The sequence below is a fragment of the Providencia sp. R33 genome (assembly GCF_019343475.1).
Lineage (GTDB): Bacteria > Pseudomonadota > Gammaproteobacteria > Enterobacterales > Enterobacteriaceae > Providencia.
Genome location: NZ_CP072453.1, coordinates 2979834 through 3005806, shown reverse-complemented (window position 1 = coordinate 3005806; position 25973 = coordinate 2979834). Strand labels below are relative to the sequence as shown.

The 25973-nt window shown below is 43.7% G+C and carries 23 protein-coding genes; 11 read left to right on the top strand and 12 right to left on the bottom strand.

The features are described 5' to 3' along the window. Positions 1-9: 9 nt before the first annotated feature. Both J6836_RS14100 and frdA read right to left on the bottom strand, forming a co-directional pair. On the bottom strand, positions 10-744 hold the full coding sequence (locus J6836_RS14100) for a succinate dehydrogenase/fumarate reductase iron-sulfur subunit (protein WP_210840142.1): 735 nt from the start codon (positions 742-744) through the stop codon (positions 10-12). Beyond that, positions 737-2533, bottom strand: coding sequence for a fumarate reductase (quinol) flavoprotein subunit (gene frdA, locus J6836_RS14095; protein WP_219244639.1), 1797 nt, complete (start codon positions 2531-2533; stop codon positions 737-739). Before frdA ends, J6836_RS14100 begins: the two co-directional genes overlap by 8 nt. Before the next feature lie 834 nt (positions 2534-3367). Between frdA and epmA the strand changes: the two genes are divergently transcribed. Then, a complete protein-coding gene (epmA, locus tag J6836_RS14090; RefSeq protein ID WP_219244638.1) occupies positions 3368-4345 on the top strand; it encodes an elongation factor P--(R)-beta-lysine ligase in 978 nt (325 codons plus the stop codon). A 73-nt stretch (positions 4346-4418) separates the two neighbouring features. Here epmA and glpQ read toward each other — a convergent pair whose 3' ends face one another. Together glpQ and glpT are read right to left on the bottom strand one after the other, a co-directional pair. Continuing rightward, positions 4419-5486, bottom strand: a complete 1068-nt coding sequence (glpQ, locus tag J6836_RS14085; RefSeq protein ID WP_219244637.1) for a glycerophosphodiester phosphodiesterase — start codon at positions 5484-5486, stop codon at positions 4419-4421. Between the two features lie 92 nt (positions 5487-5578). Continuing rightward, the gene (glpT, locus tag J6836_RS14080; protein WP_219244636.1) at positions 5579-6928 is read right to left on the bottom strand and encodes a glycerol-3-phosphate transporter; all 1350 of its coding nucleotides are present in this window, start codon (positions 6926-6928) and stop codon (positions 5579-5581) included. Positions 6929-7364: 436 nt separating this feature from the next. Here glpT and glpA point away from each other — a divergent pair, with 436 nt between their 5' ends. From glpA to glpC, 3 genes are read left to right on the top strand one after another with little or no spacing between them, the layout of a single operon-like run. Continuing rightward, entirely contained in the window at positions 7365-9020 is a 1656-nt protein-coding gene (gene glpA / locus J6836_RS14075; protein WP_219244635.1) for an anaerobic glycerol-3-phosphate dehydrogenase subunit A, read from the top strand. Further along, positions 9010-10305: a glycerol-3-phosphate dehydrogenase subunit GlpB gene (glpB, locus tag J6836_RS14070; RefSeq protein WP_219244634.1), complete on the top strand. Its 1296-nt coding sequence runs from the start codon at positions 9010-9012 to the stop codon at positions 10303-10305. Before glpA ends, glpB begins: the two co-directional genes overlap by 11 nt. Beyond that, positions 10302-11495: an anaerobic glycerol-3-phosphate dehydrogenase subunit GlpC gene (gene glpC, locus J6836_RS14065; RefSeq protein WP_219244633.1), complete on the top strand. Its 1194-nt coding sequence runs from the start codon at positions 10302-10304 to the stop codon at positions 11493-11495. Before glpB ends, glpC begins: the two co-directional genes overlap by 4 nt. Before the next feature lie 86 nt (positions 11496-11581). Here the strand turns inward: glpC and J6836_RS14060 are convergent, their stop codons facing one another. Next, positions 11582-12250, bottom strand: coding sequence for a 7-cyano-7-deazaguanine/7-aminomethyl-7-deazaguanine transporter (locus J6836_RS14060; RefSeq protein WP_219244632.1), 669 nt, complete (start codon positions 12248-12250; stop codon positions 11582-11584). Between the two features lie 166 nt (positions 12251-12416). On the opposite strand from J6836_RS14060, the gene tusA reads away from it, so the two are divergent. Further along, on the top strand, positions 12417-12671 hold the full coding sequence (tusA, locus tag J6836_RS14055) for a sulfurtransferase TusA (protein ID WP_219244631.1): 255 nt from the start codon (positions 12417-12419) through the stop codon (positions 12669-12671). 130 nt (positions 12672-12801) lie between these two features. Here tusA and J6836_RS14050 read toward each other — a convergent pair whose 3' ends face one another. The 3 genes from J6836_RS14050 to J6836_RS14040 form a co-directional block, all read right to left on the bottom strand. After that, on the bottom strand, positions 12802-13716 hold the full coding sequence (locus J6836_RS14050) for an Rpn family recombination-promoting nuclease/putative transposase (RefSeq protein ID WP_219244630.1): 915 nt from the start codon (positions 13714-13716) through the stop codon (positions 12802-12804). 189 nt (positions 13717-13905) lie between these two features. Next, positions 13906-16293, bottom strand: coding sequence for a zinc/cadmium/mercury/lead-transporting ATPase (locus tag J6836_RS14045; protein ID WP_219244629.1), 2388 nt, complete (start codon positions 16291-16293; stop codon positions 13906-13908). A gap of 155 nt (positions 16294-16448) precedes the next feature. Continuing rightward, positions 16449-17078 carry a lysoplasmalogenase gene (locus J6836_RS14040; RefSeq protein WP_219244628.1) on the bottom strand — a complete coding sequence of 210 codons (630 nt, stop codon included), beginning with the start codon at positions 17076-17078 and terminating at the stop codon, positions 16449-16451. A 122-nt stretch (positions 17079-17200) separates the two neighbouring features. Between J6836_RS14040 and J6836_RS14035 the strand changes: the two genes are divergently transcribed. Continuing rightward, positions 17201-17551: a DUF2500 family protein gene (locus J6836_RS14035; protein ID WP_219244627.1), complete on the top strand. Its 351-nt coding sequence runs from the start codon at positions 17201-17203 to the stop codon at positions 17549-17551. Between the two features lies 1 nt (position 17552). Here J6836_RS14035 and J6836_RS14030 read toward each other — a convergent pair whose 3' ends face one another. Beyond that, entirely contained in the window at positions 17553-17849 is a 297-nt protein-coding gene (locus tag J6836_RS14030) for a DUF1145 family protein (RefSeq protein ID WP_219244626.1), read from the bottom strand. Between the two features lie 9 nt (positions 17850-17858). Continuing rightward, positions 17859-18440 (bottom strand): 16S rRNA (guanine(966)-N(2))-methyltransferase, encoded by a 582-nt coding sequence (rsmD, locus tag J6836_RS14025; protein ID WP_219244625.1) that lies wholly within the window; start codon positions 18438-18440, stop codon positions 17859-17861. A gap of 275 nt (positions 18441-18715) precedes the next feature. Here rsmD and ftsY point away from each other — a divergent pair, with 275 nt between their 5' ends. From ftsY to rpoH, 4 genes are all read left to right on the top strand, one after another. After that, on the top strand, positions 18716-20731 hold the full coding sequence (ftsY, locus tag J6836_RS14020; protein WP_219244624.1) for a signal recognition particle-docking protein FtsY: 2016 nt from the start codon (positions 18716-18718) through the stop codon (positions 20729-20731). Between the two features lie 6 nt (positions 20732-20737). Beyond that, complete coding sequence (ftsE, locus tag J6836_RS14015) at positions 20738-21403, top strand: cell division ATP-binding protein FtsE (RefSeq protein WP_206083498.1); 666 nt, start codon at positions 20738-20740, stop codon at positions 21401-21403. Continuing rightward, the gene (gene ftsX, locus J6836_RS14010; protein ID WP_219244623.1) at positions 21396-22373 is read left to right on the top strand and encodes a permease-like cell division protein FtsX; all 978 of its coding nucleotides are present in this window, start codon (positions 21396-21398) and stop codon (positions 22371-22373) included. Before ftsE ends, ftsX begins: the two co-directional genes overlap by 8 nt. A 271-nt stretch (positions 22374-22644) precedes the next feature. After that, a complete protein-coding gene (gene rpoH / locus J6836_RS14005; protein ID WP_219244622.1) occupies positions 22645-23520 on the top strand; it encodes an RNA polymerase sigma factor RpoH in 876 nt (291 codons plus the stop codon). 102 nt (positions 23521-23622) lie between these two features. Here rpoH and J6836_RS14000 read toward each other — a convergent pair whose 3' ends face one another. Then, positions 23623-24012 carry a VOC family protein gene (locus tag J6836_RS14000; RefSeq protein ID WP_219244621.1) on the bottom strand — a complete coding sequence of 130 codons (390 nt, stop codon included), beginning with the start codon at positions 24010-24012 and terminating at the stop codon, positions 23623-23625. Beyond that, a complete protein-coding gene (gene panM / locus J6836_RS13995; protein WP_219244620.1) occupies positions 23999-24424 on the bottom strand; it encodes an aspartate 1-decarboxylase autocleavage activator PanM in 426 nt (141 codons plus the stop codon). The genes J6836_RS14000 and panM overlap by 14 nt, the downstream gene beginning before the upstream one ends. A gap of 379 nt (positions 24425-24803) precedes the next feature. Between panM and J6836_RS13990 the strand changes: the two genes are divergently transcribed. After that, complete coding sequence (locus J6836_RS13990) at positions 24804-25913, top strand: branched-chain amino acid ABC transporter substrate-binding protein (RefSeq protein ID WP_219244619.1); 1110 nt, start codon at positions 24804-24806, stop codon at positions 25911-25913. Positions 25914-25973: the final 60 nt, after the last annotated feature.

Sequence of the window (25973 nt, the reverse complement as noted above, 5' to 3'; positions counted from 1 at the left end):
CAATTCTCCTTATCGTGGCTTCAGCATGGCGATAACAAAGTCTTGCGCGCTGGCAACTTTCCCTTGCTGAATAGCACCAGCAGGGTCGACATGCTTAGGACAGACTTCAGAACAGTAGCCTACAAACGTACAGCTCCAGACACCATTGTCCCCGTTTAATAAGGTCATGCGTTCTTTCGCACCATGGTCTCGGTTATCTAAATTGTAGCGCTCTGCCAATGTGATAGCGGCTGGGCCGATGAACTCTGGGTTCAGTCCAAATTGTGGGCAAGCTGCATAGCACAGACCACAGTTGATACAGCCTGAGAACTGATGGTATTTGGCCATCTGTGCAGGCGTTTGCTTATTCGGGCCTTCAGAAGGTTTACGATCATTACCGATGATGTACGGTTTAATGGCTTCTAAACGCTCAATAAAGTGAGTCATATCAACAACAAGGTCACGTTCGATTGGGAAGTTACCTAATGGCTCAATTTTCATACCTTGCGGGTATTCACGCAGGAATGTTTTACACGCCAGTTTAGGCACTTTATCAACCATCATGCCGCAAGAACCACAAATCGCCATACGACAAGACCAACGGTAAGATAGGTCTGGAGCGAGGTTATCTTTGATATAGCCTAACGCATCTAACAAAGAAGTTTGCTCGTCGTAAGGGACATCATACGTCACCAAATGGGGCTCACTATCCGTTTCCGGATTGTAACGCATGATCTCCATTTTTAGGTGTTTCATATCATCCATTAGCTTGCTCCTTCTTCGCCTTATCTTGAGCTTCAGCTTCGGCACCGTAAACACGTTTAGCTGGCTGAGATTTCGTGATTTTCACGTCACTGTATTCTAAACGAGGGGAGCCCTCTGGGTTATAGAATGCCAAAGTATGTTTAAGGAAATTCACATCATCACGTTCAGTACAACCTTCGTCGAGACGTTGGTGGGCACCACGTGATTCTTTACGATTGATTGCAGAGTGAGCCATACATTCCGCCACATCTAGACCAAAGCCTAATTCAATGGTGTACAGTAGGTCAGTGTTAAAGACGCTACTATGGTCGGTAATTTCGACGTGTTTGAAGCGCTCTTTCAGTTCGGCAATCTTATCAACGGTTTTTTGCATTAATTCAGGTGTACGGTAGATACCGCAACCTTCTTCCATTGAAATACCCATTTCATCGCGAATTTTCGACCAGCTCTCTTTCCCTTTTTGGTTCATGAGTTTTTGCAGGTCATTTTCGATATCGCGTGTACGTGCTTCAATGGCGCTGGCATTTGCAGGGGTTGCTTCAGCCGCATGGCGTGCCGCTTCTTCACCCGCTAAACGACCAAATACCACCAGTTCTGCCAGTGAGTTAGAACCTAAACGGTTTGCACCGTGTAAGCCAACAGAAGAACACTCACCCACAGCAAACAGGCCTTTAATGCGCGTTTCAGTGCGTTGATCTGTTTCGATACCACCCATAGTATAGTGAGCGGTTGGACGAACAGGAATTGGGTCTGTTACTGGGTCAACACCCACGTAAGCTTTTGCCAGTTCACAAATGAACGGTAAACGCTCATGGAGTTTTTCTGCACCAAGGTGGCGAAGATCCAGATACACAACATCACCACGGTGTGTGCTGATGGTGCGACCTGCACGCCATTCGTGCCAGAATGCTTGGGAAACTTTGTCGCGAGGACCAAGTTCCATGTATTTGTTTTCTGGTTTGCCCAGTGGTGTTTCAGGGCCCATTCCGTAATCTTGCAGGTAACGGTAGCCATCTTTGTTAACCAGAATACCACCTTCACCACGGCAACCTTCAGTCATTAAGATACCTGAACCTGGTAACCCAGTTGGGTGATATTGCACAAATTCCATATCACGCAGAGGCACGCCATGGCGGAACGCCATACCCATACCATCACCCGTAACAATACCACCATTGGTGTTGTAACGATAAACACGGCCTGCACCACCCGTTGCCATCACGATAGAGTTTGCACGAATCTGAACTTTCGTACCTTCCATCATGTTGAGTGCAACGAGTCCACGAGCTTGACCTTCATCAACAATGATATCGAGAACAAAATGCTCATCAAAACGTTGAATTTGAGGGTATTTTAATGATGTCTGGAAGAGTGTATGGAGCATGTGGAAGCCGGTTTTATCGGCAGCAAACCATGTACGCTCAATTTTCATCCCACCAAAGCGGCGAACGTTAACTGAACCATCTGGTTTACGGCTCCACGGGCAACCCCATAATTCGAGTTGGGTCATTTCTGTTGGGCAATGTTCGACGAAATAATCGACGACGTCTTGCTCACACAGCCAGTCCCCACCCGCGACAGTATCATTAAAATGATAGTCATAGGAGTCATGAGCCTGAGTAACTGCGGCTGATCCGCCCTCTGCTGCCACGGTGTGGCTACGCATTGGGTATACTTTTGAGACCAGAGCAATCTTGATATTGGGATTTGCTTCAGCGGCAGCAATCGCTGCACGTAAGCCTGCGCCCCCGGCCCCGATAATCGCTAAATCGGCATTGAAGGTTTGCACTGCGCTTCTCCATTGTTCAAGTGTAAATTGATAAATTCTTTTAAATACTTTTGATAATTAGCTAGGTCATTTTCAATTCAATCTAATGTCAAATTGTCAAATCTCTCTTTTTTAATAGTAAATAATATAATAGCTAATAATGACTTATCATGCTGTGAATTATAACGAATAGTCCCAGAGATAAATTTGATATAGAGGGGGGTTTTGGGTGAATTTACCCACAAAGTGTGAGGTGCGTCATCTTTTTATAAAATGTTTTTACAATTGGCATTTTTTTAGTGTGTTAAGAGTGAATAAAAAGGAATTTCAAATAATTATCATTATTTTTACATAAAAAAATAGGATTAAAAACCGAGTAAATTGGTCGGGTTTTATTAGCGCTAAGAGAATAATACTGATATTTGCTGTGAAGATTTTAATTCATATTGAATATTAAATTGCGACTTGCTTCACTATTTATATAAGCACATTTCTTTATTTTTTAATTTGTGTTCTTTTAATCTTTGAGAAAGAGAATTGTTCCACTTTTCTATTAACAGCTTTGTCACATAATATAAGAAATAATCATGTTTTCTATCGTCTAGGATTCAGGGCATCAGCATGATCCTTCCTACTTATTTGAGATGTAAAAAACCGTTATTCGCAAAGGTTTGCTTAATCGAGTAAAGCCGAGGATAATCATGCCATCTTTACTCACCTTTAGTACGAAGAACACGGATTATTTCCTAGTGGTGTTTTGCACCAGATAAATGTGCTTTTACGCATAGGAATGCATTGTGCGTTGTTCGACAGGTGGGTACACTGCACGACTATGTTTATTTTGGAGTCATCTTAATGAGTGATATAGCGAATTGGCAGCCAACCGCCCCCATCGCTAACCTGTTACAGCGCGCAAAAATTATTGCGGAAATCAGACGTTTTTTTACTGATCGCTGTGTACTAGAGGTCGAAACCCCCGCAATGAGTCAGGCTACTGTGACTGATTTCCATCTTGTGCCATTTGAAACACGTTTTGTTGGCCCAGGTGCTGCGCAAGGCATCAATCTTTACCTGATGACCAGTCCTGAATATCATATGAAACGTTTACTTGCGGCTGGCAGTGGGCCGATATATCAACTGGGTAAAAGCTTTCGTAATGAAGAAGCTGGTAGACACCACAACCCAGAATTTACGATGCTGGAATGGTATCGCCCACACTTTGATATGTATCGCTTAATTAATGAAGTCGATGACTTATTACAACAAGTGTTGGAATGCGAAAGTGCGGAGTTACTTTCCTACCAACAAGCTTTTTTACGTCATTTAGATATTGACCCGTTATCCGCAGAAAAAAGTGAGCTGCGAGAAGTCGCTGCCCGCCTTGATTTAAGCAATATTGCGGATCACGAAGAAGATAAAGATACGCTCTTACAGCTGCTATTTACTATGGGGGTTGAGCCGCATATTGGTAAAGAAAAACCAGTGGTTGTGTATCATTTTCCTGCCACTCAGGCATCTTTAGCGGTGATTAGTACCGAAGACCATCGTGTCGCAGAACGTTTTGAGGTTTACTATAAAGGAATGGAGCTGGCGAATGGTTTCCATGAATTGACGGACGCCAGAGAACAGCGCCAACGTTTTGAGCAAGATAACCGTAAGCGTAAAGCAATGGGGCTATCGGTTCAGCCGATTGATGAGCACTTATTGGCGGCATTAGAACATGGCTTGCCAGATTGCTCAGGTGTTGCTGTCGGGGTCGATCGTTTGATTATGATTAAGTTAAATGCAGAAAGGATCAGTGATGTGATTGCTTTTCCTGTCACGATTGCATAACGGTTATCAAGCTTAAAGCTCGTTATATAATGCAGCCAAATGGCTGCATTATTGTTTCTACAAGACAAAAAAATTATTTTTGATTTTGTAAGAACTGTACGCCTAAATCTGGGAAATCAGTAAATGCGCCATCCACATCCGCTTGGTTGTAGATGATGTCATAAAGCTGTTGCCCATCTTTTGCGTATTTAGGTAGTTTATCGACACGAATGGTGAATGGGTGAACCGCCATGTTGTTTTCGTGGGCTTCTTTTACCATGCCATTGACTTTGATATTGGTTGGCGTGGATTCTTCACTGATTAGCATATGATAATCAGGGCCAATACCATCCGCATAGGTGGCAATTTCTTTCATTGCACCCGGTTTCATCATCCAATCGTAATTGTAATTGACCCAAGTCCCATCGGGTTTTTGCTCTTCGGTTTCATTCCAATCGGTATAAGCGATTAACTGGATGAGTTTCAGGTTCATACCCATTTCTGGCATCAATGTATTTTTAATGCGTTTTAGTTCGTTCGCATCGAAACATTGTAGATAAACGTTGGAATCTTTTTCAACATAGCCGTACTGTTTCAGCACTTCCAGCGTTTTTTTAGTGATATCTTTGCCTTCTTGGTGATGGAACCAAGGGGCTTTGATTTCAGGGTAAATACCAATATTTTTCCCAGTGGATTTATTTAAACCTTGAACAAATTCAATCTCTTCTTGGAAGGTATGAACACGAAAGTCTGATTTACCCATTGGGAATCGATTCGGATAGCTTTGTACATGTTTACCATCAACAATATCGAACCCTTCTGTGAATTTCAGAGACTTGATTTCAGGTAATGTGAAGTCAATTGCATAATAACGGCCATCTTTACGCGCTCTGTCAGGGAAACGCTCAGCGACATCCGTCACACGGTCAAGATAATGGTCATGTAGCACAACCAGCTCATTATCTTTCGTCATTACCAAATCTTGCTCTAGAAAATCGGCACCTTGTGCATAAGCCATCGCTTTAGCTGGTAAGGTGTGTTCAGGTAAGTAACCACTTGCACCACGATGGGCAATGACCACTTTGTTTGTCGCTTGCGCAGCTGCGGACACTGACATCACTAAAACCATACTTGCCACCAACGTTTTTAATGGAAAGTTCATGATTATATCTCCTTGGCACTTTTTGGATAAAAAAAGGGCCATATCATGATGATATAGCCCTCAGGTTTAGCGTTTATTCATAAACGAAATGTTTATTGAGAGTTCGCTAATTCGCGTTTATGTTTGCTTTCGCTAAGCATCACGATGAACAGCAGAACAACAGAAAGGGCTGAACCACCAATCATGACGGCGAAACCACCGTCCCAACCGAAGTAGTCAACGGTATAACCGACGATAGCACTTGCCGCGACCGAACCACCGAGGTAGCCGAATAGCCCTGTAAAGCCAGCTGCAGTACCTGCTGCTTTTTTCGGTGCTAATTCAAGTGCGTGCAAGCCAATTAACATGACCGGACCATAGATTAAGAAACCGATGATTAACATACATGCCATATCAACATTCGGGTTACCCGCTGGGTTCATCCAGAATACGATAGTTGCGATGGTCACCAGGATCATGAAGAACACGCCTGTTGCACCACGGTTACCGCGGAACACTTTATCTGACATCCAACCACACAGCAGTGTTCCTGGGATACCTGCATATTCATACATAAAGTATGCCCATGAGGATTTATCCATCGTAAAGTGCTTCACTTCACGCAGGTAAGTTGGTGACCAGTCAAGCACGCCGTAGCGCAGTAAATATACGAACACGTTGGCAATTGCAATCATCCACAGAAGTTTGTTAGGGAAAACATACTTCATGAAAATAGCTTTTGCTGTTAACTCTTCTTCATCGGAAGCTTTATAGTCAGCAGGATAGTCGTTTTTGTACTCTTCAATTGGCGGAAGACCGCAGGATTGTGGCGTATCGCGCATTAATGCAAACGCAATAAGGGCAACAAGGATCGCGGCAAATGCAGGCATATAAAGAGCGGCTTTCCAGTCGTTAAACCATGCCATACCGAGCAGGAACAGTAACGGCGGTAGACCACCACCAACATTGTGGGCACAGTTCCAAACAGAAACGATACCACCACGTTCTTTTTGTGACCACCAGTGAACCATGGTACGTCCACAAGGAGGCCAACCCATACCTTGGAACCAACCACAAAAGAACAGTAACACGAACATGACCATGATGCTCGATGTCGCCCATGGCACGAAGCCCATGATCAACATCACCGCAGCAGCCAGTATCAAACCAGCGGGTAAGAAATAGCGTGGGTTCGCACGGTCAGAGAATGACCCCATGATAAATTTAGAAAAACCGTAAGCAATTGAAATCCCTGATAAGGCGAAACCTAGGTCACCTTTAGAAAACCCTTGCTCAACAAGGTATGGCATTGCTAAGGCAAAGTTCTTTCGGACGAGATAATACGCTGCGTAACCAAAGAAAATACCCATGAAGATCTGCCAGCGAAGCTTACGATAGACTGGGTCTACCTTATCAGCTGGCAGCCTCTCTATATGAGGTGCTGGTTTAAAAATGCTTAACATATACGCCTCCGATGGCATGCTAATATTTATTTACACTTGATCGCTCTCAATGTTGAGAAAGATTGAGTGTTTATTATTGGTGAAGTAACAAAAACGAAAACAACCGAGTAATTTAAGAGCTTTTATTTTCTTAATTGCTCTAAATTGTATCCATTAGAAAACATTTTATCTGTAATCCAACGCACAATTATTGATTTTGTTTATGAGGTTGCATAGTAAATGACATTTGTGAATGGAATGGAACTAGAAATGTTAATTATTTTGTGACTTTCATCACGATATTGTTCTTTATAACACTGAAAATGTACAAATCGCTTTCGTTTTTGTTCCTTATCAAACATTGATCGCGTTTCTGCTCTATATTTAATAATAGATTATAAAAATAGAATCTATACTTATCGATTATAGAAATGTTTATTAATGTGAGGGATGCAACATGAATGGCTCATCTGTGACTGAAACGGATGTCATCATTATCGGTGGTGGCGCAACAGGTGCAGGAGTCGCTCGTGACTGCGCTCGCCGAGGTCTAAGAACCGTTTTACTTGAAAGGCACGACATCGCGACTGGCGCAACAGGGCGAAACCACGGTTTGCTCCACAGTGGTGCGCGTTATGCGGTAACTGATAGCGAATCGGCAAGAGAATGCATTGAAGAGAACAAAATCTTAAAGCGGATCGCCCATCATTGTATTGAGCGAACGGATGGCTTATTTATTACCTTGCCTGAAGACAGTCTCGATTATCAGCAAAAATTTATCACGGCTTGCCAAAGTGCAGGTATTGACGCAAATGCCATTGACCCCGCAGAGGCTATCCGTCTTGAGCCATCGGTCAACCCTGCCTTAATTGGTGCTGTTCGCGTACCTGATGGCACCGTTGACCCATTTCGTCTAACCGCTGCAAATATGTTAGATGCCAGAGAACATGGTGCAAAAGTACTGACTTACCATGAAGTTATTGGCCTTATTCGCGACGGTGATACTGTTCGCGGTGTCACTGTGTACGACCATCAGGCAAAAAAACAGTATGACATTTACGCCGAAATTGTCGTTAACGCAGGTGGGATCTGGGGGCAAAAAATTGCCGAATACGGCGAGCTAAAAATCAAAATGTTCCCTGCAAAAGGGGCATTGCTCATTTTAGGTCATCGGTTAAATAACATGGTGATCAACCGTTGCCGTAAACCTGCGGATGCGGACATCTTAGTGCCAGGTGATACGATTTCACTAATTGGGACGACTTCCACACATATTGAATATGACCAAATCGATAATATGTACGTCACTCCAGAAGAGGTCGATATTCTTATTCGTGAAGGTTCGATGTTATCACCCGCATTGGCGACAACGCGCATTTTACGTGCCTATGCAGGGGTTCGCCCTTTAGTTGCTAGTGATGATGACCCTTCAGGGCGAAATGTCAGCCGCGGCATTGTCCTTCTAGATCATGCAAAACGCGATGGAATGGAAGGCTTTATCACCATTACAGGTGGTAAATTAATGACTTATCGTCTGATGGCGGAGTGGGCGACGGATAAAGTCTGTGAAAAACTGGGGCATTCTGCAAAATGTACAACAGCAGAAGCACCACTTCCGGGTTCTCAACACAGTGCAGAAGAAGCCTTGCGCAACGTGGTATCCATTCCTGCGCCAATTCGTGGCTCTGCGGTTTACCGCCACGGTGACCGTGCATCTGCCATTTTAAGTACTGATCGCTTAGATAAAAGTTTAGTGTGCGAATGCGAAGCTGTAACCGCAGGAGAGGTGCGTTATGCCGTCAATTCGCTCACAGTAAACAACTTATTGGATTTACGTCGCCGTACTCGCGTAGGGATGGGGACTTGCCAAGGGGAGCTGTGCGCTTGTCGTGCGGCAGGTTTACTCAACCGATTTAATGTCACGACACCACATGAAACTGAGCAGCAACTTGGTCATTTCCTCAATGAGCGTTGGAAAGGCGTACGCCCCATTGCTTGGGGGGATGCATTGCGCGAAAGTGAGTTCACCAGTTGGGTTTATCATGGGTTATGTGGGATGAATGAAGCCACATTGGGCAAAGCATCTCAGAAGGAGGCGGATAATGAAATATGATGTCGTTGTGATGGGCGGCGGCCTCGCGGGGCTGCTTTGCGGTATTCGCCTAACCCAGTCTGATCTGTCTTGCGCAATGGTGAGTGCAGGGCAAAATGCACTGCATTTTTCATCGGGTTCATTGGATTTATTAACCCATTTACCCGATGGCCAAATTACAGAAAAACCACTGACAATGCTCGGAGAGTTAAAATCGCAAGCGCCTTTTCACCCCTATAGTTTGATGGGGGAAAACCAAGTTACCGAACTGGCTAGAATGGCAGAATCCATCTTGCAGCAAACGGGAGTTCGCTTAAAAGGTTCTTGCGAAGAAAATCATTATCGCATTACACCGTTAGGCCATAAACGTATGACGTGGCTGAGTCCCGAGTCAGTCCCTACGGTTGGATTACATCAAAAAATGGATGCCAGCAAAATTGCCATTGTCGGTATTGAAGGGTTCTTGGATTTTCAGCCGCAAATGGTGGCTGATGAGTTACAGCGTGAAGGGATACAGGCAAGTGCTCATTATGTGCATTTGCCACTACTTGACCGTCTACGCGAAAATCCAAGTGAATTTAGAGCGATCAATGTCGCTCGCTGGCTTGATAGACCGGAAAACATGGCGCAAATCGTTGAAGAAATTTCGCCATTAATTGCTGATGCAGAAGCTGTTTTTATGCCTGCTTGTATAGGACTGGACAGCGAACAACCGATGTTGGAGTTACAGAAACGACTAGGTAAACAACTGTATTTATTACCTACTTTGCCACCATCATTATTAGGCATTCGCCTGCATGAGATGTTATTACGCCAGTTTCGTCGCCAAGGTGGGATTGTCATGCCTGGGGATAAGGTTACGTCAGTGAATTATTCAGACGGCCGCATTGAGTCTGTGCAGACGCGTAATCACGGGGATATTTCGCTCAAGGCTAAACATTTTGTGTTGGCGACAGGTAGCTTCTTTAATAATGGTTTGGTCGCCGAGTTTGACCGTGTGTATGAACCGCTGATGAATTTAGATTTATGTGAAATCTCAGAGCGAGCGAAGTGGACTAATAAAGAGTTTTTTGCTTCCCAACCTTATATGGCCTTTGGCGTGAAAACAGACGAAAAGCTGCGGGCTCAAAAAGCAGGTGCAGCGATTGAAAACCTGTATGTCGCAGGTGCGGTACTTGGGGGTTTTGACCCATTAACCCAAGGCTGCGGTGCGGGAGTTTCAATGATTAGCGCATTATTTGCCGCGAATGAAATCATTAATGAAGTGAATAAAAACAAAGCGATGCAGGCGGAGGTGGCACAATGAGTATTCAAGATGCAAGCTTTGAAAGCTGTATTAAATGTACAGTGTGTACAACATATTGCCCCGTCGCGAAAGTGAACCCATTGTATCCAGGCCCAAAACAAGCGGGGCCAGACGGTGAGCGTTTACGCTTAAAAGACCCAATGCTCTATGATGAGGCACTGAAATATTGTACTAACTGTAAACGCTGTGAAGTCGCTTGCCCATCGGACGTGAAAATTGGTGATATTATTGCGCGTGCAAGAAATACCTACAGTCAGCAAAAGCCGAAAATTCGCGATGCAATTCTTAGCCATACGGATTTAATGGGCTCGCTTTCTACGCCGTTTGCACCAGTGGTAAATACCATCACTGGGTTAAAACCTGTGCGCCAAATTCTGGATAAAGCGCTAAAAATCGACCATCGCCGTGAACTGCCAAAATATTCATTTGGCACATTCCGTCGTTGGTATTCTAAACAAGCCGCAGAGCAAGCTAAATTTGAAGAACAAGTGGCTTTTTTCCATGGTTGCTATGTGAATTACAACCACCCGCAATTAGGGAAAGACTTAATTAAAGTCTTTAATGGCATGAACATTGGTGTACAACTGCTTAAACGTGAAAAATGTTGCGGTGTCGCATTGATTGCCAACGGGTTTATGAAGCAAGCAAAACGCCAAGCCAATGTTAACTTAGAGTCACTTCAGGAAACTATCCTCGAAAAACATATACCTGTAGTTGCGACGTCCTCAACGTGTACATTTACCATCCGTGATGAATATACCCATGTATTGGATGTAGACACTTCAGAAATGCGCGATAACATTGAGCTCGCAACGCGCTATATTTATCGCCTGTTAGAGCAAGGGCGCGAACTCAAACTGAAACATACCCCGTTAAAAGTGGCCTACCATACGCCATGCCATATGGAAAAAATGGGGTGGACATCCTACACGCTAGAACTAATCAAACGTGTACCCGGTGTTGAGTTGATCGTGCTTGATTCCCAGTGCTGTGGTATTGCAGGGACTTATGGATTTAAGAAAGAGAATTATGAAGTTTCACAAGGTATTGGTGCTGGGCTCTTCCGTCAGATAGAGGAAAGCGGCGCTGATATGGTTATTACAGACTGTGAAACCTGTAAATGGCAAATAGAGATGTCCACAAGTAAAAAATGCGAGCACCCGATTTCACTCTTAGCAAGGGCATTATAATTAACTGAATTGTAGGGTTGTTATTCTTTGTTTTAGCTCAGTTTAACCCAGTTGGAGATAGCATTTCGCTATCTCCTTTTTTATGCTTAATGCTGACGAACTAATTGTTTTTTTTCTGAATTCGCAAAGAAGTATTTCAAGATAAAATTCAGTAAAACGCCATAAGCAGGTAAGAAAAACAGCATGCAAATAAGTAACTTAAAGACGTAATCGACTAATGCGATTTCCACCCAGTTTGCTGCCATAAATGGGTCACTACTGCGGAAAAAGGCGATAAAGAAGAATGCGATGGTATCAATTAAATTACCAAAAAACATGGCGCAAGCAGGAGCAACATACCAACGTGCATTTTGACGTAATTTATTGAAAACGCTGACATCTAAAATTTGCCCAAGTACATATGCCATAAAACTTGCGGCAGCAATTCGCGCAACAAATACGTTAAACTCAGAGAGTGCGGTAAAACCTTGCCATTCACCTTGGAAAAATAGCGCAGAAATAACATAAGAAATCAGCAGAGCAGGCAACATTACTGCGGTAATAATTCGCCGAGCAAGCGGTGCGCCATAGATGCGGACGGTTAAGTCAGTGGCCAAAAAGATAAAGGGAAAGGTAAACGCGCCCCATGTAGTATGGAAGCCGAAAATATTAATCGGCAACTGCACAAGGTAGTTACTGGATGTAATAATTAAAATATGAAATAAAGATAGCCAAATTAACGCAGTGGCTTTTTGCTGCACAGTAAAATCAAACATATTGTACCTTTTTAGTCGCAATGGGGTGAGGGAACCCATGAAATTCATCCCTAAATCGGGAGTAGCGCATCATACGCCCGTTGCGCAACAAAAGCAAAACTGTTCATTCATCAACGCGCGTTTTATTATATAATCAATCTATTGATCTCTTTAAGAAGTCGTTTATATGTCTGATTTATTTACCAACGCAACCAAAACCCTTGATACTCTTGGCTTACGCTGCCCAGAGCCTGTGATGTTAGTACGTAAAACTGTGCGGAATATGGCAGAAGGCGAGACGTTACTGATTATTGCCGATGACCCCGCAACGACCCGTGATATTCCCGGTTTTTGCCGTTTTATGGAGCATGACTTGCTGGCAGTTGAAGCTGAAAGCGCCCCTTACCGTTATTTGTTGCGTAAAAAAGCCAGCGGGTTATAGGTTATTGTGTGAGAAACAGTGTGGCCGTTGCCATTAGGGGCGGCAGCTGTTCTTGCGCATGTATAGAGTTAAACAGTGAAAAGTAAGTTTTTTTAAATAGCCTAATTGATTATTTTTAAAGATGCTTAATCTATTTTGACGCCGAGTTTATCTCTTCACGGCTTAAGCCTGTACTGTTAATAATTAATTCTAAGTCGACACCGCTTTTTAAAAGATATTGAGCAGTGGTAAGTTGTTGTTCATAAGCTTCTTTTCGTCCTTCTTCAATGCCCTCTTTACGGCCTTTTTCTTGTAATCTCAGCGCAATATTCATGATAACCCCTTGATGTTTTTCTGTTGCTTCACTCAGTTGCTGAACAATATATTCAAAATGAATAGAGTCCACGGTAATAAAGAGATAATTAAGGATTGTGATGATGTCATCGTCATTATTATAGTGCTGGTTGAGCGCTTGAGCCAACAAAGGAACAACCCGTTGAAACTCATCGCGTAAGTCCTTGTGTTTCATTGCAAGCTCCATGACGGCGACTTTGCGATGATTGACGAGTTCATTGTCATCAATAACCGTGATATCAACAATGGGAAATGTTTTGCTATATAAATCTGATGCGACATCCGGCCAATGAAAGCAATGCGTCCAAGGTTGAGCATATGGATAAGGGCTCACTTTTCCGTGGTAAAATAATACAGGCACAACCAACGGTAGGTCTTTGTTGCCTTGTTGTAGATGCTGATTCATGGCTAAAAAAGCATAGTGCATCAACCGCCATCCCATGAGCTTATCAGGCGATGATTGGTGCTCAACTAACATATAAATATACCCATCACCTTGCTGTGTTTCGACGGTATACAATACATCTGAGAAACGCGAACGCAGCTGTTTATCAATAAAAGATGTGTTGGTTATCGCTAATGTGTCGAAATGGCATAATTGCTTAATATTGGTGGGAAGGTGGATATCAAAAAAGTCACGCGCATTGTCAACTTTAGACATAAACCCTTTAAAGGCGGCGTCATGGGGTGTTGAATTACGCTGTTTTACCATATCGATTTCCCACTCAACAGATAGCTTGTTTACGTGGGTAATTTTACGCAACTTTCGGACTCACAGATAAAAAGTTTGTCCTAAAATTACGCATGAGATGACAATTAACTAATTGTAATAATTGATTATATTAAGTTGTGATTCGAAAAAAAAGCGCCACATTGGGCGCTTTGCTTAGTTGATGAAACACTACTTTTTCACTTGAGGTAATTTTACTCGAAGTAACCGTACAGCATTCGCGGTTACAAGCGCGGTAGCACCTGAGTCCGCAAGCACTGCTACCCAAAGTCCAGTGATCCCGAGTAAACTGGTGACTAAAAATACGCCTTTTAGCCCAAGCGCTATCGTAATGTTTTCACGGATAATTTTCCGCGTTGCACGGGATAGCGCAATAATTTCTGGTAAGCCTGTTAAACGGTTATGAGTTAAAGCCGCATCCGCTGTTTCTAACGCGACGTCAGTACCACTGCCCATTGCCACACCGATGCTCGAGGCTTTCATTGCAGGGGCATCGTTAATGCCATCACCGACCATCATGGTGCTATGGTTGCGGTTTAGCTCCATAACTGCAGTCACTTTATCTTCTGGGAGTAAACCCGCACGGAACTCCATACCTAATTGACCTGCAATTGCACTAGCAGCACGCGGGTTATCCCCCGTTAACATCACGGCATTGACATTGAGCGCTTTGAGCATGCTCATCGCGTCACTGGCATCTGTGCGAAGTGTGTCTTGCAGCGCAGTTAAACCAATAACGCGGTTATCTTCCAATGTGACAACGACCGTTTTACCCTCAGCTTCCAATGCGTCAACTTTGCTTTGCCATTCATTTTCTAATGGAGTTTCTAAGCGATTTGGTGCACTAACCAGTATGCGTTTATTGTTAAGAACACCTTCAACACCTTTTCCTGCAAGCGCTTTACGGTCTTGTGCTTCAGTCACTGACAAAGACAGCTCTTCCGCTTTATTTACAACCGCTTTTGCCAATGGGTGGTGTGAACCAACCTCAACAGACGCTGTGATTTGCACTAATTCACTTTCGGTCATGCCATCAACAGGAACTAAATTAGTGACGTGAGGTTTACCTTCCGTCAGCGTCCCGGTTTTATCTAAGGCGATAGTGGTAATTGTGCCAAGCTGTTCAAGCGCAGCGCCACCTTTTATCAATGCGCCGCGACGTGTTGCTGTCGCAAGGGCTGAGGTTATCGCTGCAGGTGTTGATATCACAAGCGCACACGGACAACCGATTAATAGCAATGTTAAGCCGCGATAGATCCATGTTTCCCAAGGTGCAGAAAAGAAAATTGGTGGGATAATAATCACTAACGCTGAAATTAACATGATAATTGGCGTATAAATACGGCTGAAACGGTCGATAAAGCGCTCGATGGGGGCTCGACGTTCTTCAGCTTCCTCAATTAGCTGCAAAATACGGTCAATCGCATTCTGGCCTTGCTCTGAAACCACTTTCATTTGCACTGCGCGGTCAACAGATAAGCAGCCAGCAGCGACTTTTTCGCCAATGTTGCGTTCAACAGGAACGGATTCCCCTGTTAACGCACTTTCATCAAAGCTGGCAAAACCTGAAACTAACACGGCATCTGTTGGCAAGCGCCCACCTGGTGCGACTTCAATAATGTCCCCTGGGCGCAGTTGTGCAACAGGAACGGTGGTTTTTTGCCCATCTTTAATGAGAATTGCATCTTCAGGAACCAGTGCCATTAATGCGCTGACCCCACGACGAGCACGGCCAGCAGAATAAGATTCGAGCATTTCTCCTAGCATAAACAGCAAGATAACCATAGCGGCTTCTTCTGTGGCTTGAATAAAAATTGCCCCTACAGCAGCAACGGTCATCAATGTTTCGATAGCAAAAGGAGTACCAGTACGAATTAAACGTAATGATTTGCTCGCGATAGGATATAACCCGTATAACGTGGTTAAAATAAAAGCAATATTCCCGATTTTCGGGCTAAATGCCTCAATTCCCCAGCTGATTGCCATCAGTATTGCTAAGATAATGACAGGCTTAGCTTCACTCAGTAAGCTTTGTGGCGGTGCAATAGATGCTGCATTATTACTACCGACTTCAAGTAATTCATAGCCTGCGGCTTCTACGGTAGAACGTACTGCCACACTGATGTCAGTATTTGCATCAACCACTAATTTTTCAGTCGCAAACAAAACTTTGGCTTGTTTAACTTCGTCGATTTGGCCAACCGCATTTTCAATTTTATTGGCGCAACTTGGGCAATCCATTCCGCGGATAACCCAGCTAAAACGCTGCCCAGCAGCCTGCAAAGGCTCAACTTCATCAACGGCATTTGCTGTTAATCCGCAGCTACCACCATGTTGGTGGTCGTGAGATCCATGGTCATGACCTGAGTGAGACCCACCACTGTGTCGGTGGGATCCTTCATCGTCATCGGGATGTTTTTTTGCATCGCTATGCTCATGAACATGTGAGTCATTACTCGCCTGCGCACCGTTTTGTGTCACCGTGGATGAGCATGCACTAGTGCTTGAGCAACATGAGCTTGTATGTGTATGATTTTCTTTATGAGAGTGTGAGTGCATAAGCGCCCCCTTATCCAACTATAATGAGTTCCATCACTGATTGTTGATAAGTCTACACTCTGGAGTCTACTCTAGAGTCAAACAAAATGAGGGGCGCCAACTGATAAAATTCTCAAATAGCATTTTTTATCAATTGGCACTTATTACGGGAGAAATCATAAATAAATTGCGCGGACAATAAAGAATTGACCAAGAAAATATAATGCAGCGACAACCGCTTTTGAGGCTTTGAACGGTAAGCGGAAATGGGCAATTAACCATACGCAGTTAGATAAAAAGAGTAACGATGCTCCCACCATGATGGAAAAGTTATATTCGCGCCCAAGGCCGAAATATTGGTCGCCAGCGACCCAGGCCATAATCATACACATAATTAAAGAGGCAAAAACAATAGCCTGTAGATTTTCTAATTTGCCCCAAATAAGAACCAGAGTGATGGCTGCAATTATCAGTGGTGCCGCTAACCAAGGTAAAAATAGCCCAAAGTTTAATTGCATACCAAAGCTAATTGTGTAAATCAGGTAGCTGAGAAACATGAGGGCGACAGAAGTTAGTAAGTGTTCACTTGAAAACATTCGCGAGAGATCAGCTATCAGTGAAACTAATAATCCGCCAAGAATAAGGTAATTTTGCAGATTTAAATCATCCGAACTCCACCCCCAAAAGAGTAACAATAACAGCGTAATAGGGCGGAATAACCAACGTTGCCATCCTGGGCCGCGGTAGGCAGCATCGACATATAACCAGCCAGAGAAGAGCACTGCGAGAAATGGCCAACTAATCATACACATATCCTTATAAGTTCAATAAATGAAACGGTAATAAGCCGTTCACTGAGATAACGTGTTCTGTTTCTACAAATAAGATAAACTATAGTTAGGATCTTTTTAAGCGAAATGCACAAATTATGAATAAGCCAATATTATTAATTATCGTTATTGCGATTATCGCCGTGCTTGCCACTAAACGTTTTTTTGATCAACGCAAGCAAAATGAAATTAACGATAATTCCTTGCCTGTTAGTTACTTAGTTAAGGTGGATAGCAAAAAAGATTACCCTTATCCTAACATGCGTTCTCGCGAACGGGATGTCGTTTCACCTGAAGCTTTCCGCTACGAAATTTATTTTAAAACGTTAGCCAGCGGTGAGGTGATTAAAACGATTGTAACAGAAGAACAATACCGCGAAGTTGAGCTAGAGCGTGAAGGTAAACTTACTCTGCAAGGAACGCGGTATATTCGTTTTGAACCCAAATAATCTATTGTTCTGACTTATTTTTCTTGGCTTTTTCTAAAGCAGCTTTCGTTTTTTTCTGCATCGCTAACATTTCGAAGACACCAAAGAAAAAGATGCGCGTTTGCACTAAACCAGAAATTTTTTCACCTTTAGGCAAAGTGGCTTTTAGGAAAATAGTTTGTAATGCGTGCATGAAAATCATAAAGACCATTGCGATATCCATGAAATATTTCAATGGTTTAGGGAATGGGTGAATTAAATTAAATACCATAAAACCCCAAACGCAAACCATCAGCAGGCGACCAACATTAATTAACATACTTTTTTCCTAAAGTGAGGTTCGAATAAACAGGCGATAAGCAACTTGGCCAGCAATTTTTTCGCGATGAAGCTGCCAGTTTGTAGGGAGGTCAGTAAGTGGTGACTCCGCCTCTGACTCAACGTATATCCAGCTTTCGTCTGCTAGCCATTGGTTTTTTTCGAGCAATTGAATTGTTTCGTTGAGTAAGCCTTTGCGAAATGGTGGGTCAATAAATACCACGTCAAAAGGGGTTCCCTGTTGGCTTAATACAGTCAGGCTACTGTTGGTGACAACGGTTGCATCATCCGCTTGTAAACGGGCCTTATTTTCAGTGAGCAATTGCGCATTTTGTTTATCTAGCTCAATGAATGTCACGCTTTGAGCGAAGCGAGAAAGCGCCTCGAAACCTAATGAACCACTTCCTGCGAAGCAATCAAGGCAGCGTGCGTCCCGAATAACAGGCATTAACCAATTAAATAACGTTTCTTTGATGCGGTCTGTGGTTGGACGTAAGCCCTCACTATCACGGACAGGCAGCTTTCTCCCACGCCATTTCCCACCAATGATACGAATTTGCCCTAAAGGCGCTGATTGTGGTTTTTTTGCCATAATGTGTATTGCTACTTAGCTTATTGTTTACTTAAAAATGATTGTTACCATTGTATACCTGTCAGGGGAGAAGTTGCAGTGTTGTTACCCCTAATTGTCTGAATTTCGATTATAGCGTGTCGTTTTCACAGTTTTAACATAAAAATTTCGATTAAATTGTCAGGATTTTTCTTTCAGATATGTGTTGCAGAGCGATGAAATGATAGACTGCATGTAATTTGATTGCGATTTGATTATCGAGCGCCATATTTTTACCGCGAGGAGTGTAGTGGCAGATGGCTAAAGACAAGAAAAAAGGCTTTTTTTCATGGCTAGGTTTTGGTCGTAAAGATGAAGAAGAGACTCAAAAACAACAAGCTCAGCAGGCAGAAACTGCAAACGAAGTTGAAAACCAACACCCCGTAGAAGATGCCGCTGCCGCAGAAGCGGAACGTCAATACCAAGCGGAGCAAGCTGCAATTAAAGCAGCGGAAGATGAAGCGGAACGCCAGTATGCAGCGCAACAAGCCGCAATAGAAGCTGCAACAGAACAAGCGGAACTTGAACGTAAGGCTCAGCTAGAGGCGATTAAAGCGGCGCAAGAGCAAGCAGAACAAGCGCGTTTTGCCGCAGAAGAAGCGCGCCTAGCAGAAGAAAAAGCACAGCGCGATCGCCAAGAAGAAGCGGCTCAACGCCTTGCGGAAGAAGAGCTGGAGCGTCAGCGTGAAGCTGAATTGGCAGCGGTCAAGGCTGCGGAGGAAGCAGTAGAGCAACAACGCCAAGCAGATTTAGCGGCGATTAAAGAAGCTGAAGACAGAGCAGAACGTGAACTGCAAGAAGCTGCACGTTTAGCGGAAGAACAAGCAGAGCAAGAGCGCCAAGCTGCTGAAGCCGCACGTTTAGCGGAAGAACAAGCAGAGCAAGAGCGTCAAGCTGCGGAAGCCGCACGTTTAGCGGAAGAACAAGCAGAGCAAGAGCGCCAAGCTGCCGAAGCCGCACGTTTAGCGGAGGAACAAGCAGAGCAAGAGCGCCAAGCTGCTGAAGCCGCACGTTTAGCGGAAGAACAAGCAGAGCAAGAACGCCAAGCTGCTGAAGCCGCACGTTTAGCGGAAGAACAAGCAGAGCAAGAGCGCCAAGCTGCCGAAGCCGCACGTTTAGCGGAAGAACAAGCAGAGCAAGAGCGCCAAGCTGCCGAAGCCGCACGTTTAGCGGAAGAACAAGCAGAGCAAGAACGCCAAGCTGCTGAAGCCGCACGTTTAGCGGAAGAACAAGCAGAGCAAGAACGCCAAGTTGCCGAAGCTGCACGTTTAGCGGAAGAAGAAGCCGAAGCTGAGCGTCTTCGTTTGGAAGACGAAAAAAATAATTCATCAAAAGAGCAAGAAAAACCGAAAAAAGAGGGTTTCTTTGCTAGGCTGAAGAAAGGGTTATTAAAAACTCGCCAAAATCTGGGATCAGGTTTTCTTAGCTTATTTACAGGTAAGAAAATTGACGATGATTTATTCGATGAATTAGAAGAACAATTACTCATTGCGGACGTTGGTGTTGAGACAACACGTAAAATTATCGACAACCTCACGGCTCATGCAAGTCGTAAAGATCTCAAAGATGCCGAAGCGCTGTATGGCAAATTGCGTGAGGAAATGTCTGATATTTTAGCGAAAGTTGATAAACCGCTCGTGATCGAAGATAAAAAACCCTATGTTATTCTTATGGTTGGGGTCAACGGTGTGGGTAAAACCACCACGATTGGTAAATTGGCTCGCCAATATCAATCTGAAGGCAAAAGCGTGATGTTGGCTGCGGGGGACACGTTCCGTGCTGCTGCGGTTGAGCAATTACAAGTTTGGGGTGAACGCAATAAAATCCCTGTTGTTGCGCAGCACACTGGAGCGGATCCTGCATCGGTTATTTTTGATGCTATTCAATCAGCCCAAGCCAAAGGTGTTGATGTATTGATTGCGGATACCGCTGGCCGCTTACAAAACAAATCGCATTTGATGGAAGAATTGAAGAAAATCGTCCGAGTGATGAAAAAACTGGATGAAAGTGCACCGCATGAAATTATGCTAACGCTGGATGCGAGCACAGGACAAAATGCAGTGAGTCAGGCGAAACTTTTTGACGAAGCGGTAGGTCTGACAGGTATAACATTGACTAAGCTCGATGGCACAGCAAAAGGTGGCGTAATCTTCTCTATTGCCGATCAATTTGGTATTCCAATTCGTTATATTGGTATCGGTGAAGGGATTGAAGATTTACGTCCATTTAAAGCCGATGACTTTATCGAGGCCCTATTTGCCCGAGAGGAATAATTTTCGATGATTCGCTTTGAACATGTTAGTAAAGCTTATCGCGGTGGCCGCCAAGCTCTCCAAGGGGTTGATTTTCATCTACAACCCGGGGAGATGGCATTTTTAACAGGTCACTCAGGTGCAGGTAAAAGTACGTTACTCAAGCTCATTTGTGGCATCGAACGCCCAAGTGCGGGTCATATCTTGTTTAATGGTCATGATATTAGTCGGTTGAAAAATCGGGAGATCCCTTTTCTGCGTCGGCAGATTGGGATGATTTTTCAAGACCATCACCTGCTATTTGACCGTACAGTGTATGACAACGTTGCGATGCCACTGATTATCTCTGGCGCTAGCACGGAAGATATTCGTCGACGTGTTTCTGCGGCCTTGGATAAAGTGGGCTTATTAGATAAAGCAAAAAACTTTCCGATTCAATTATCTGGTGGTGAGCAACAGCGTGTGGGCATTGCTCGCGCGGTGGTTAATAAGCCGACAATGCTATTAGCGGATGAGCCAACAGGTAACCTTGATGGTGAATTATCGGAAGGAATTATGCGCCTATTTGAAGAATTTAACCGCGTGGGCGTGACTGTTTTAATGGCAACGCATGATGTCGCGTTGATTGAACGTCGCAACTACCGTGTTTTAACATTAAGTGAAGGCCGGATGCTTGGAGGTCAACATGGCTAAGAATGCCCGAAGAGCCAAGCCAGAGCGTACCATGCAATCCAAAAGCAAGGCACTAAAAGGGGGATGGCGCGAACAATGGCGTTATTCTTGGCTAAATGCACTGGCAGATATGCTCCGGCAGCCTTTGGCAACCTTTTTGACCATCATGGTGATTGCGATTTCATTAACCTTACCTAGCTTATGTTATGTAGTTTGGAAAAACGTCTCTCAGGCTGCGGCGCAGTGGTATCCGACTCCACAACTCACTGTTTATCTGGATAAATCCCTTGATGAGCAAGGTGGGCAAAATGTCGTAACACAACTACAAGCACTTGAAGGGGTTGATCATGTGAATTATTTATCACGAGATCAAGCCATGAGCGAGTTTCGTAGTTGGTCAGGCTTTAGTACCGCTTTGGATATGTTAGAGGAAAACCCATTACCTGCGGTGGCTATTATTACACCAAAAATTGATTTTGAAGGTTCGGATGTCTTAACCACATTGAGGGACCGAGTCGGCCAAGTCGATGGTATCGAAGAAGTGCGCATGGACGATAGCTGGTTTGCGCGGCTTGCTTCATTAACGGGCTTAGTCGGAAAAATTGCTTCAGTCATTGGTATTCTAATGATTGTGTCGCTGTTCTTAGTGATAGGAAATAGTGTCCGACTCAATATTTTTGCACGCCGAGATACCATTAATGTGATGAAGTTGATTGGTGCAACGGATGGCTTTATTATGCGGCCATTCTTAAACGGCGGTATTGTGCTCGGTGGTGTCGGGGCGATTATTTCGTTGGCAATGACCTTCTTATTAGTCTGGCAATTAGGTAGTGGCGTGGCACAAGTTGCGAGTGTATTTGGTACACAGTTCCATATTGAAGGGTTACTTTGGGAGGAATCCCTATTAATCCTCTTGTTATCAGCCATGGTTGGTTGGATCGCGGCATGGTTAGCGACACTGCAACATTTACGCCATTTTACACCTGAGTAACTGTCTGTTTTCTTGTGGTTTTCAATGAGGGCTATCGGAGAACATATTACCATAGCCCTTGATTATATTAGATATTTAATTTAAAAATGAACTTAGTCTGAATTGTTTTGTCTTATATTGACCCACCGTTAACAATTCTTGTATATAATTTATTTAATGCGGTGAAACTGGTAAGCTATCTACTTGTTTGCTGCATATCGTTTTTCATTGTTAACCTATGCGGTTATCAACATCAAATAAATTTCATTCCTAATATTTATAGAGGATCTGAATGACCAAAGACATGCAATCATTAACGCTTGTTCCGCAAGGAAGTATTGAAGCCTATGTTAGGGCGGCTAATGCTTACCCAATGCTCACCGCTGAGGAAGAAAAGGAACTTGCTGAACGGCTGCATTATAACGGCGATCTGGATGCTGCAAAGCAACTGATCTTATCGCATTTGCGCTTTGTTATTCACGTTGCTCGTAGTTATGCAGGTTATGGTTTACCGCAAGCTGACTTAATTCAAGAAGGCAATATAGGCCTAATGAAAGCAGTGCGCCGTTTTAACCCTGAAGTGGGGGTGCGCCTCGTTTCCTTTGCGGTGCATTGGATCAAAGCGGAAATTCATGAATATGTTCTGCGTAACTGGCGAATTGTTAAAGTTGCCACGACAAAATCACAGCGCAAATTATTTTTTAACCTAAGAAAAAACAAAAAACGTCTTGGTTGGTTTAATCAAGAAGAAGTGGATATGGTCGCTCAAGAACTTGGGGTAAGCACCAAAGATGTCCGCGAAATGGAATCACGCATGGCGGCGCAAGATATGGCATTTGATATGTCAGATGACGACGACAGCGCTGATTTTGGTGGCCCAGTCGCACCAGTGTTATTTTTACAGGATAAATCGTCGGACTTTGCAGGCTCAATAGAAGATGATAACTGGGAAAGCCATGCCACTGACCGTTTGGCCGACGCGCTAGACTCATTAGATGAGCGTAGTCAGGACATCATTCGTGCTCGTTGGTTAGATGATGACAACAAAACCACATTGCAGGAATTAGCCGATAAATACGGTGTTTCTGCGGAACGTGTTCGTCAGCTAGAAAAAAATGCAATGAAAAAATTGCGTCTGGCAATGGAAGAAAGCGACGACGAGATGTAGTCCATTTCGCCTCAAGTTATCTGCATTTATTGCCCCTAAGCGGGAATAGATGCAGATACTCATATCATTAATTTACGCATCTAACCAAAATATACTTCTCACCTATTTATCACTATACAGCTCTAATGGCAGGCCATCAGGGTCAGCAAAAAACGTAAAGCGTTTTTGTGTATAGGGATCAGTCCTCACCGCTTCACATGCAATGCCTTGTTTTGTTAAATAGGCAATCCACTCATCTAGCTCATCAACACTAAAAGCCAAATGGCGAAGCCCCGCGGTTTCTGGGTAGCTGGGCCTTGCTGGTGGATTAACAAAGCTGAATAGTTCAATTTGATAATGTTCACCAAACGCTAAGTCGGCCTTCCATGAGTCATTATGAGGGCGATAATGTTCACTGAGTAAATTCAGCCCCAAAATGCGACAGTAAAAATCCTTACTGACTTCATAGTTGGAAGCAATAATCGCAACATGGTGAATTTTATTCAATCTCATCTAAATGGCCTATTTTAAATTCCCATACACCAGTCTGCGAAGTGGCATGAAATCCGCAAGTGGTTAAAAATGCATGCATGACTTGAATTTGTTTTTCATCTAACCCATCAAACTTAAATTGCCATACCGAGACGTCTGGATGCACCCTAAGAATTTCTTGCAGTAAATAGAGCCCAACTCCTCGCCTACGGGTCACTTCGCGCACACAAAAATCAGCGATAACGCCCTGTGTTTGGTTGATGGTGACTTTCGCTGCGGCAAGTAATCTGTCATTGAAGCGCGCCGCATAAATTAAGTTAGTTTCATCAAACGGTTGTATACGTTTTTCTTTGTTCTGGTCTGGCCAGATTTTATCCAAGTCCTGATACTGGTGCTCAGTAGGATTGACCAAAGGAATAATAGTGAGTCTCATGATGTTTTATCTGTTTCCCTGCAAGGGTTGCAGTTACTCATCCTGCCAGAGTGATCTGTAACCGATTTTTTGATTTTAGAGAGAAAAATTTTGTCAGGCTGTATTTTCCGAGTTTCACTCGGATTAATTTAAATTTAACTAGAATATAACACTAGTATTTACAAAAAACCTACTGAAACACATCAGTTTTTTATTCTGCATCTAACGTAATAACCTACCATATCCATTTGCTATTTAGCATAATTATCTTGTTTAATACCCTGAAATATATAGCCTTATTCGCTGTATTTTGAAATCTCAGGCATTGTACCTGTCAACCATAATAAACGATTATAAATCAAACACAAACACTCAGAACCATGAAGACGGGGACGATAAAATGAAGAATATGAATAAAGCATTATTAGCGGGCTGTATCGCAATGGCATTCAGCTCAGCGGGATGGGCGAAGGAAATCAAAATAGCGGTTGTGGGCGCGATGTCAGGCCCTGTTGCACAATACGGTGATATGGAGTTTACGGGGGCTCGCCAAGCGATTGCAGATATCAATGCAAAGGGTGGGATCAATGGCAACACGTTAGTTGCGGTTGAATATGATGATGCATGTGACCCGAAACAAGCAGTTGCAGTGGCAAACAAAGTCATCAATGACGGAATTCGTCATGTTATTGGTCATTTATGCTCTTCTTCCACACAGCCTGCATCGGATATCTATGAAGATGAAGGCATTATCATGATCACGCCAGCGGCAACCAATGCAGATTTAACAACGCGTGGTTACCAAATGGTGTTGCGTACAACGGGTTTGGACTCTGACCAAGGCCCTACAGCGGCAAAATATATTCTTGAAGAAATTAAGCCATCACGCATCGCTGTTGTTCACGATAAACAACAATATGGTGAAGGTTTAGCACGTTCAGTTCGTGAAAGCCTCAATAAAGCTGGTGCGAAAGAAGTGATGTTTGAAGGCGTCACGGCTGGCGATAAAGATTTCTCTGCCTTAGTCGCGAAACTGAAAAAAGAGAACGTGGACTTTGTTTACTTTGGCGGTTACTACCCAGAAATGGGGCAAATTTTACGCCAAGCAAAACAAGCAGGGCTGAATATTCGCTTTATGGGGCCTGAAGGTGTAGGTAACTCTTCACTTTCTAACATTGCTGGTGATGCATCTGAAGGGATGTTAGTGACGTTGCCAAAACGTTATGACCAAGTCGCGACTAACCAGCCGATTGTGGATGCTATCAAAGCGAAAAAAGAAGACCCTACGGGCCCGTTTGTGTGGACAACTTATGCCGCAATCCAAGGTTTAACCACAGCAATGGAGCGCACGGGGAGCATTGAACCTGAAGATTTAGTCAAAGATCTGAAAGCTAATCCTGTTGATACTGTAATGGGCACTCTGAGCTGGCAGCCAAATGGTGACCTAAAAGGTTTCGAATTTGGTGTGTTTGAATGGCACAAAGATGGGACTTCCACCCCTATAAAATAGTACCAGTAGTGTTCCAACGTAGTGAACAATAACCGGAAGTGAGTCGACTCGCTTCCGGCT

What these genes read in the sequence shown, in the direction of transcription:
- J6836_RS14100 (WP_210840142.1), bottom strand. Translation starts at nt 744, where the DNA reads ATGGATGATATGAAACACCTAAAAATGGAGATCATGCGTTACAATCCG.
- epmA (WP_219244638.1), top strand. Translation starts at nt 3,368, where the DNA reads ATGAGTGATATAGCGAATTGGCAGCCAACCGCCCCCATCGCTAACCTG.
- glpQ (WP_219244637.1), bottom strand. Translation starts at nt 5,486, where the DNA reads ATGAACTTTCCATTAAAAACGTTGGTGGCAAGTATGGTTTTAGTGATG.
- glpT (WP_219244636.1), bottom strand. Translation starts at nt 6,928, where the DNA reads ATGTTAAGCATTTTTAAACCAGCACCTCATATAGAGAGGCTGCCAGCT.
- glpA (WP_219244635.1), top strand. Translation starts at nt 7,365, where the DNA reads ATGAATGGCTCATCTGTGACTGAAACGGATGTCATCATTATCGGTGGT.
- glpB (WP_219244634.1), top strand. Translation starts at nt 9,010, where the DNA reads ATGAAATATGATGTCGTTGTGATGGGCGGCGGCCTCGCGGGGCTGCTT.
- glpC (WP_219244633.1), top strand. Translation starts at nt 10,302, where the DNA reads ATGAGTATTCAAGATGCAAGCTTTGAAAGCTGTATTAAATGTACAGTG.
- J6836_RS14060 (WP_219244632.1), bottom strand. Translation starts at nt 12,250, where the DNA reads ATGTTTGATTTTACTGTGCAGCAAAAAGCCACTGCGTTAATTTGGCTA.
- tusA (WP_219244631.1), top strand. Translation starts at nt 12,417, where the DNA reads ATGTCTGATTTATTTACCAACGCAACCAAAACCCTTGATACTCTTGGC.
- J6836_RS14050 (WP_219244630.1), bottom strand. Translation starts at nt 13,716, where the DNA reads ATGGTAAAACAGCGTAATTCAACACCCCATGACGCCGCCTTTAAAGGG.
- J6836_RS14045 (WP_219244629.1), bottom strand. Translation starts at nt 16,293, where the DNA reads ATGCACTCACACTCTCATAAAGAAAATCATACACATACAAGCTCATGT.
- J6836_RS14040 (WP_219244628.1), bottom strand. Translation starts at nt 17,078, where the DNA reads ATGATTAGTTGGCCATTTCTCGCAGTGCTCTTCTCTGGCTGGTTATAT.
- J6836_RS14035 (WP_219244627.1), top strand. Translation starts at nt 17,201, where the DNA reads ATGAATAAGCCAATATTATTAATTATCGTTATTGCGATTATCGCCGTG.
- J6836_RS14030 (WP_219244626.1), bottom strand. Translation starts at nt 17,849, where the DNA reads ATGTTAATTAATGTTGGTCGCCTGCTGATGGTTTGCGTTTGGGGTTTT.
- rsmD (WP_219244625.1), bottom strand. Translation starts at nt 18,440, where the DNA reads ATGGCAAAAAAACCACAATCAGCGCCTTTAGGGCAAATTCGTATCATT.
- ftsY (WP_219244624.1), top strand. Translation starts at nt 18,716, where the DNA reads ATGGCTAAAGACAAGAAAAAAGGCTTTTTTTCATGGCTAGGTTTTGGT.
- ftsE (WP_206083498.1), top strand. Translation starts at nt 20,738, where the DNA reads ATGATTCGCTTTGAACATGTTAGTAAAGCTTATCGCGGTGGCCGCCAA.
- ftsX (WP_219244623.1), top strand. Translation starts at nt 21,396, where the DNA reads ATGGCTAAGAATGCCCGAAGAGCCAAGCCAGAGCGTACCATGCAATCC.
- rpoH (WP_219244622.1), top strand. Translation starts at nt 22,645, where the DNA reads ATGACCAAAGACATGCAATCATTAACGCTTGTTCCGCAAGGAAGTATT.
- J6836_RS14000 (WP_219244621.1), bottom strand. Translation starts at nt 24,012, where the DNA reads ATGAGATTGAATAAAATTCACCATGTTGCGATTATTGCTTCCAACTAT.
- panM (WP_219244620.1), bottom strand. Translation starts at nt 24,424, where the DNA reads ATGAGACTCACTATTATTCCTTTGGTCAATCCTACTGAGCACCAGTAT.
- J6836_RS13990 (WP_219244619.1), top strand. Translation starts at nt 24,804, where the DNA reads ATGAAGAATATGAATAAAGCATTATTAGCGGGCTGTATCGCAATGGCA.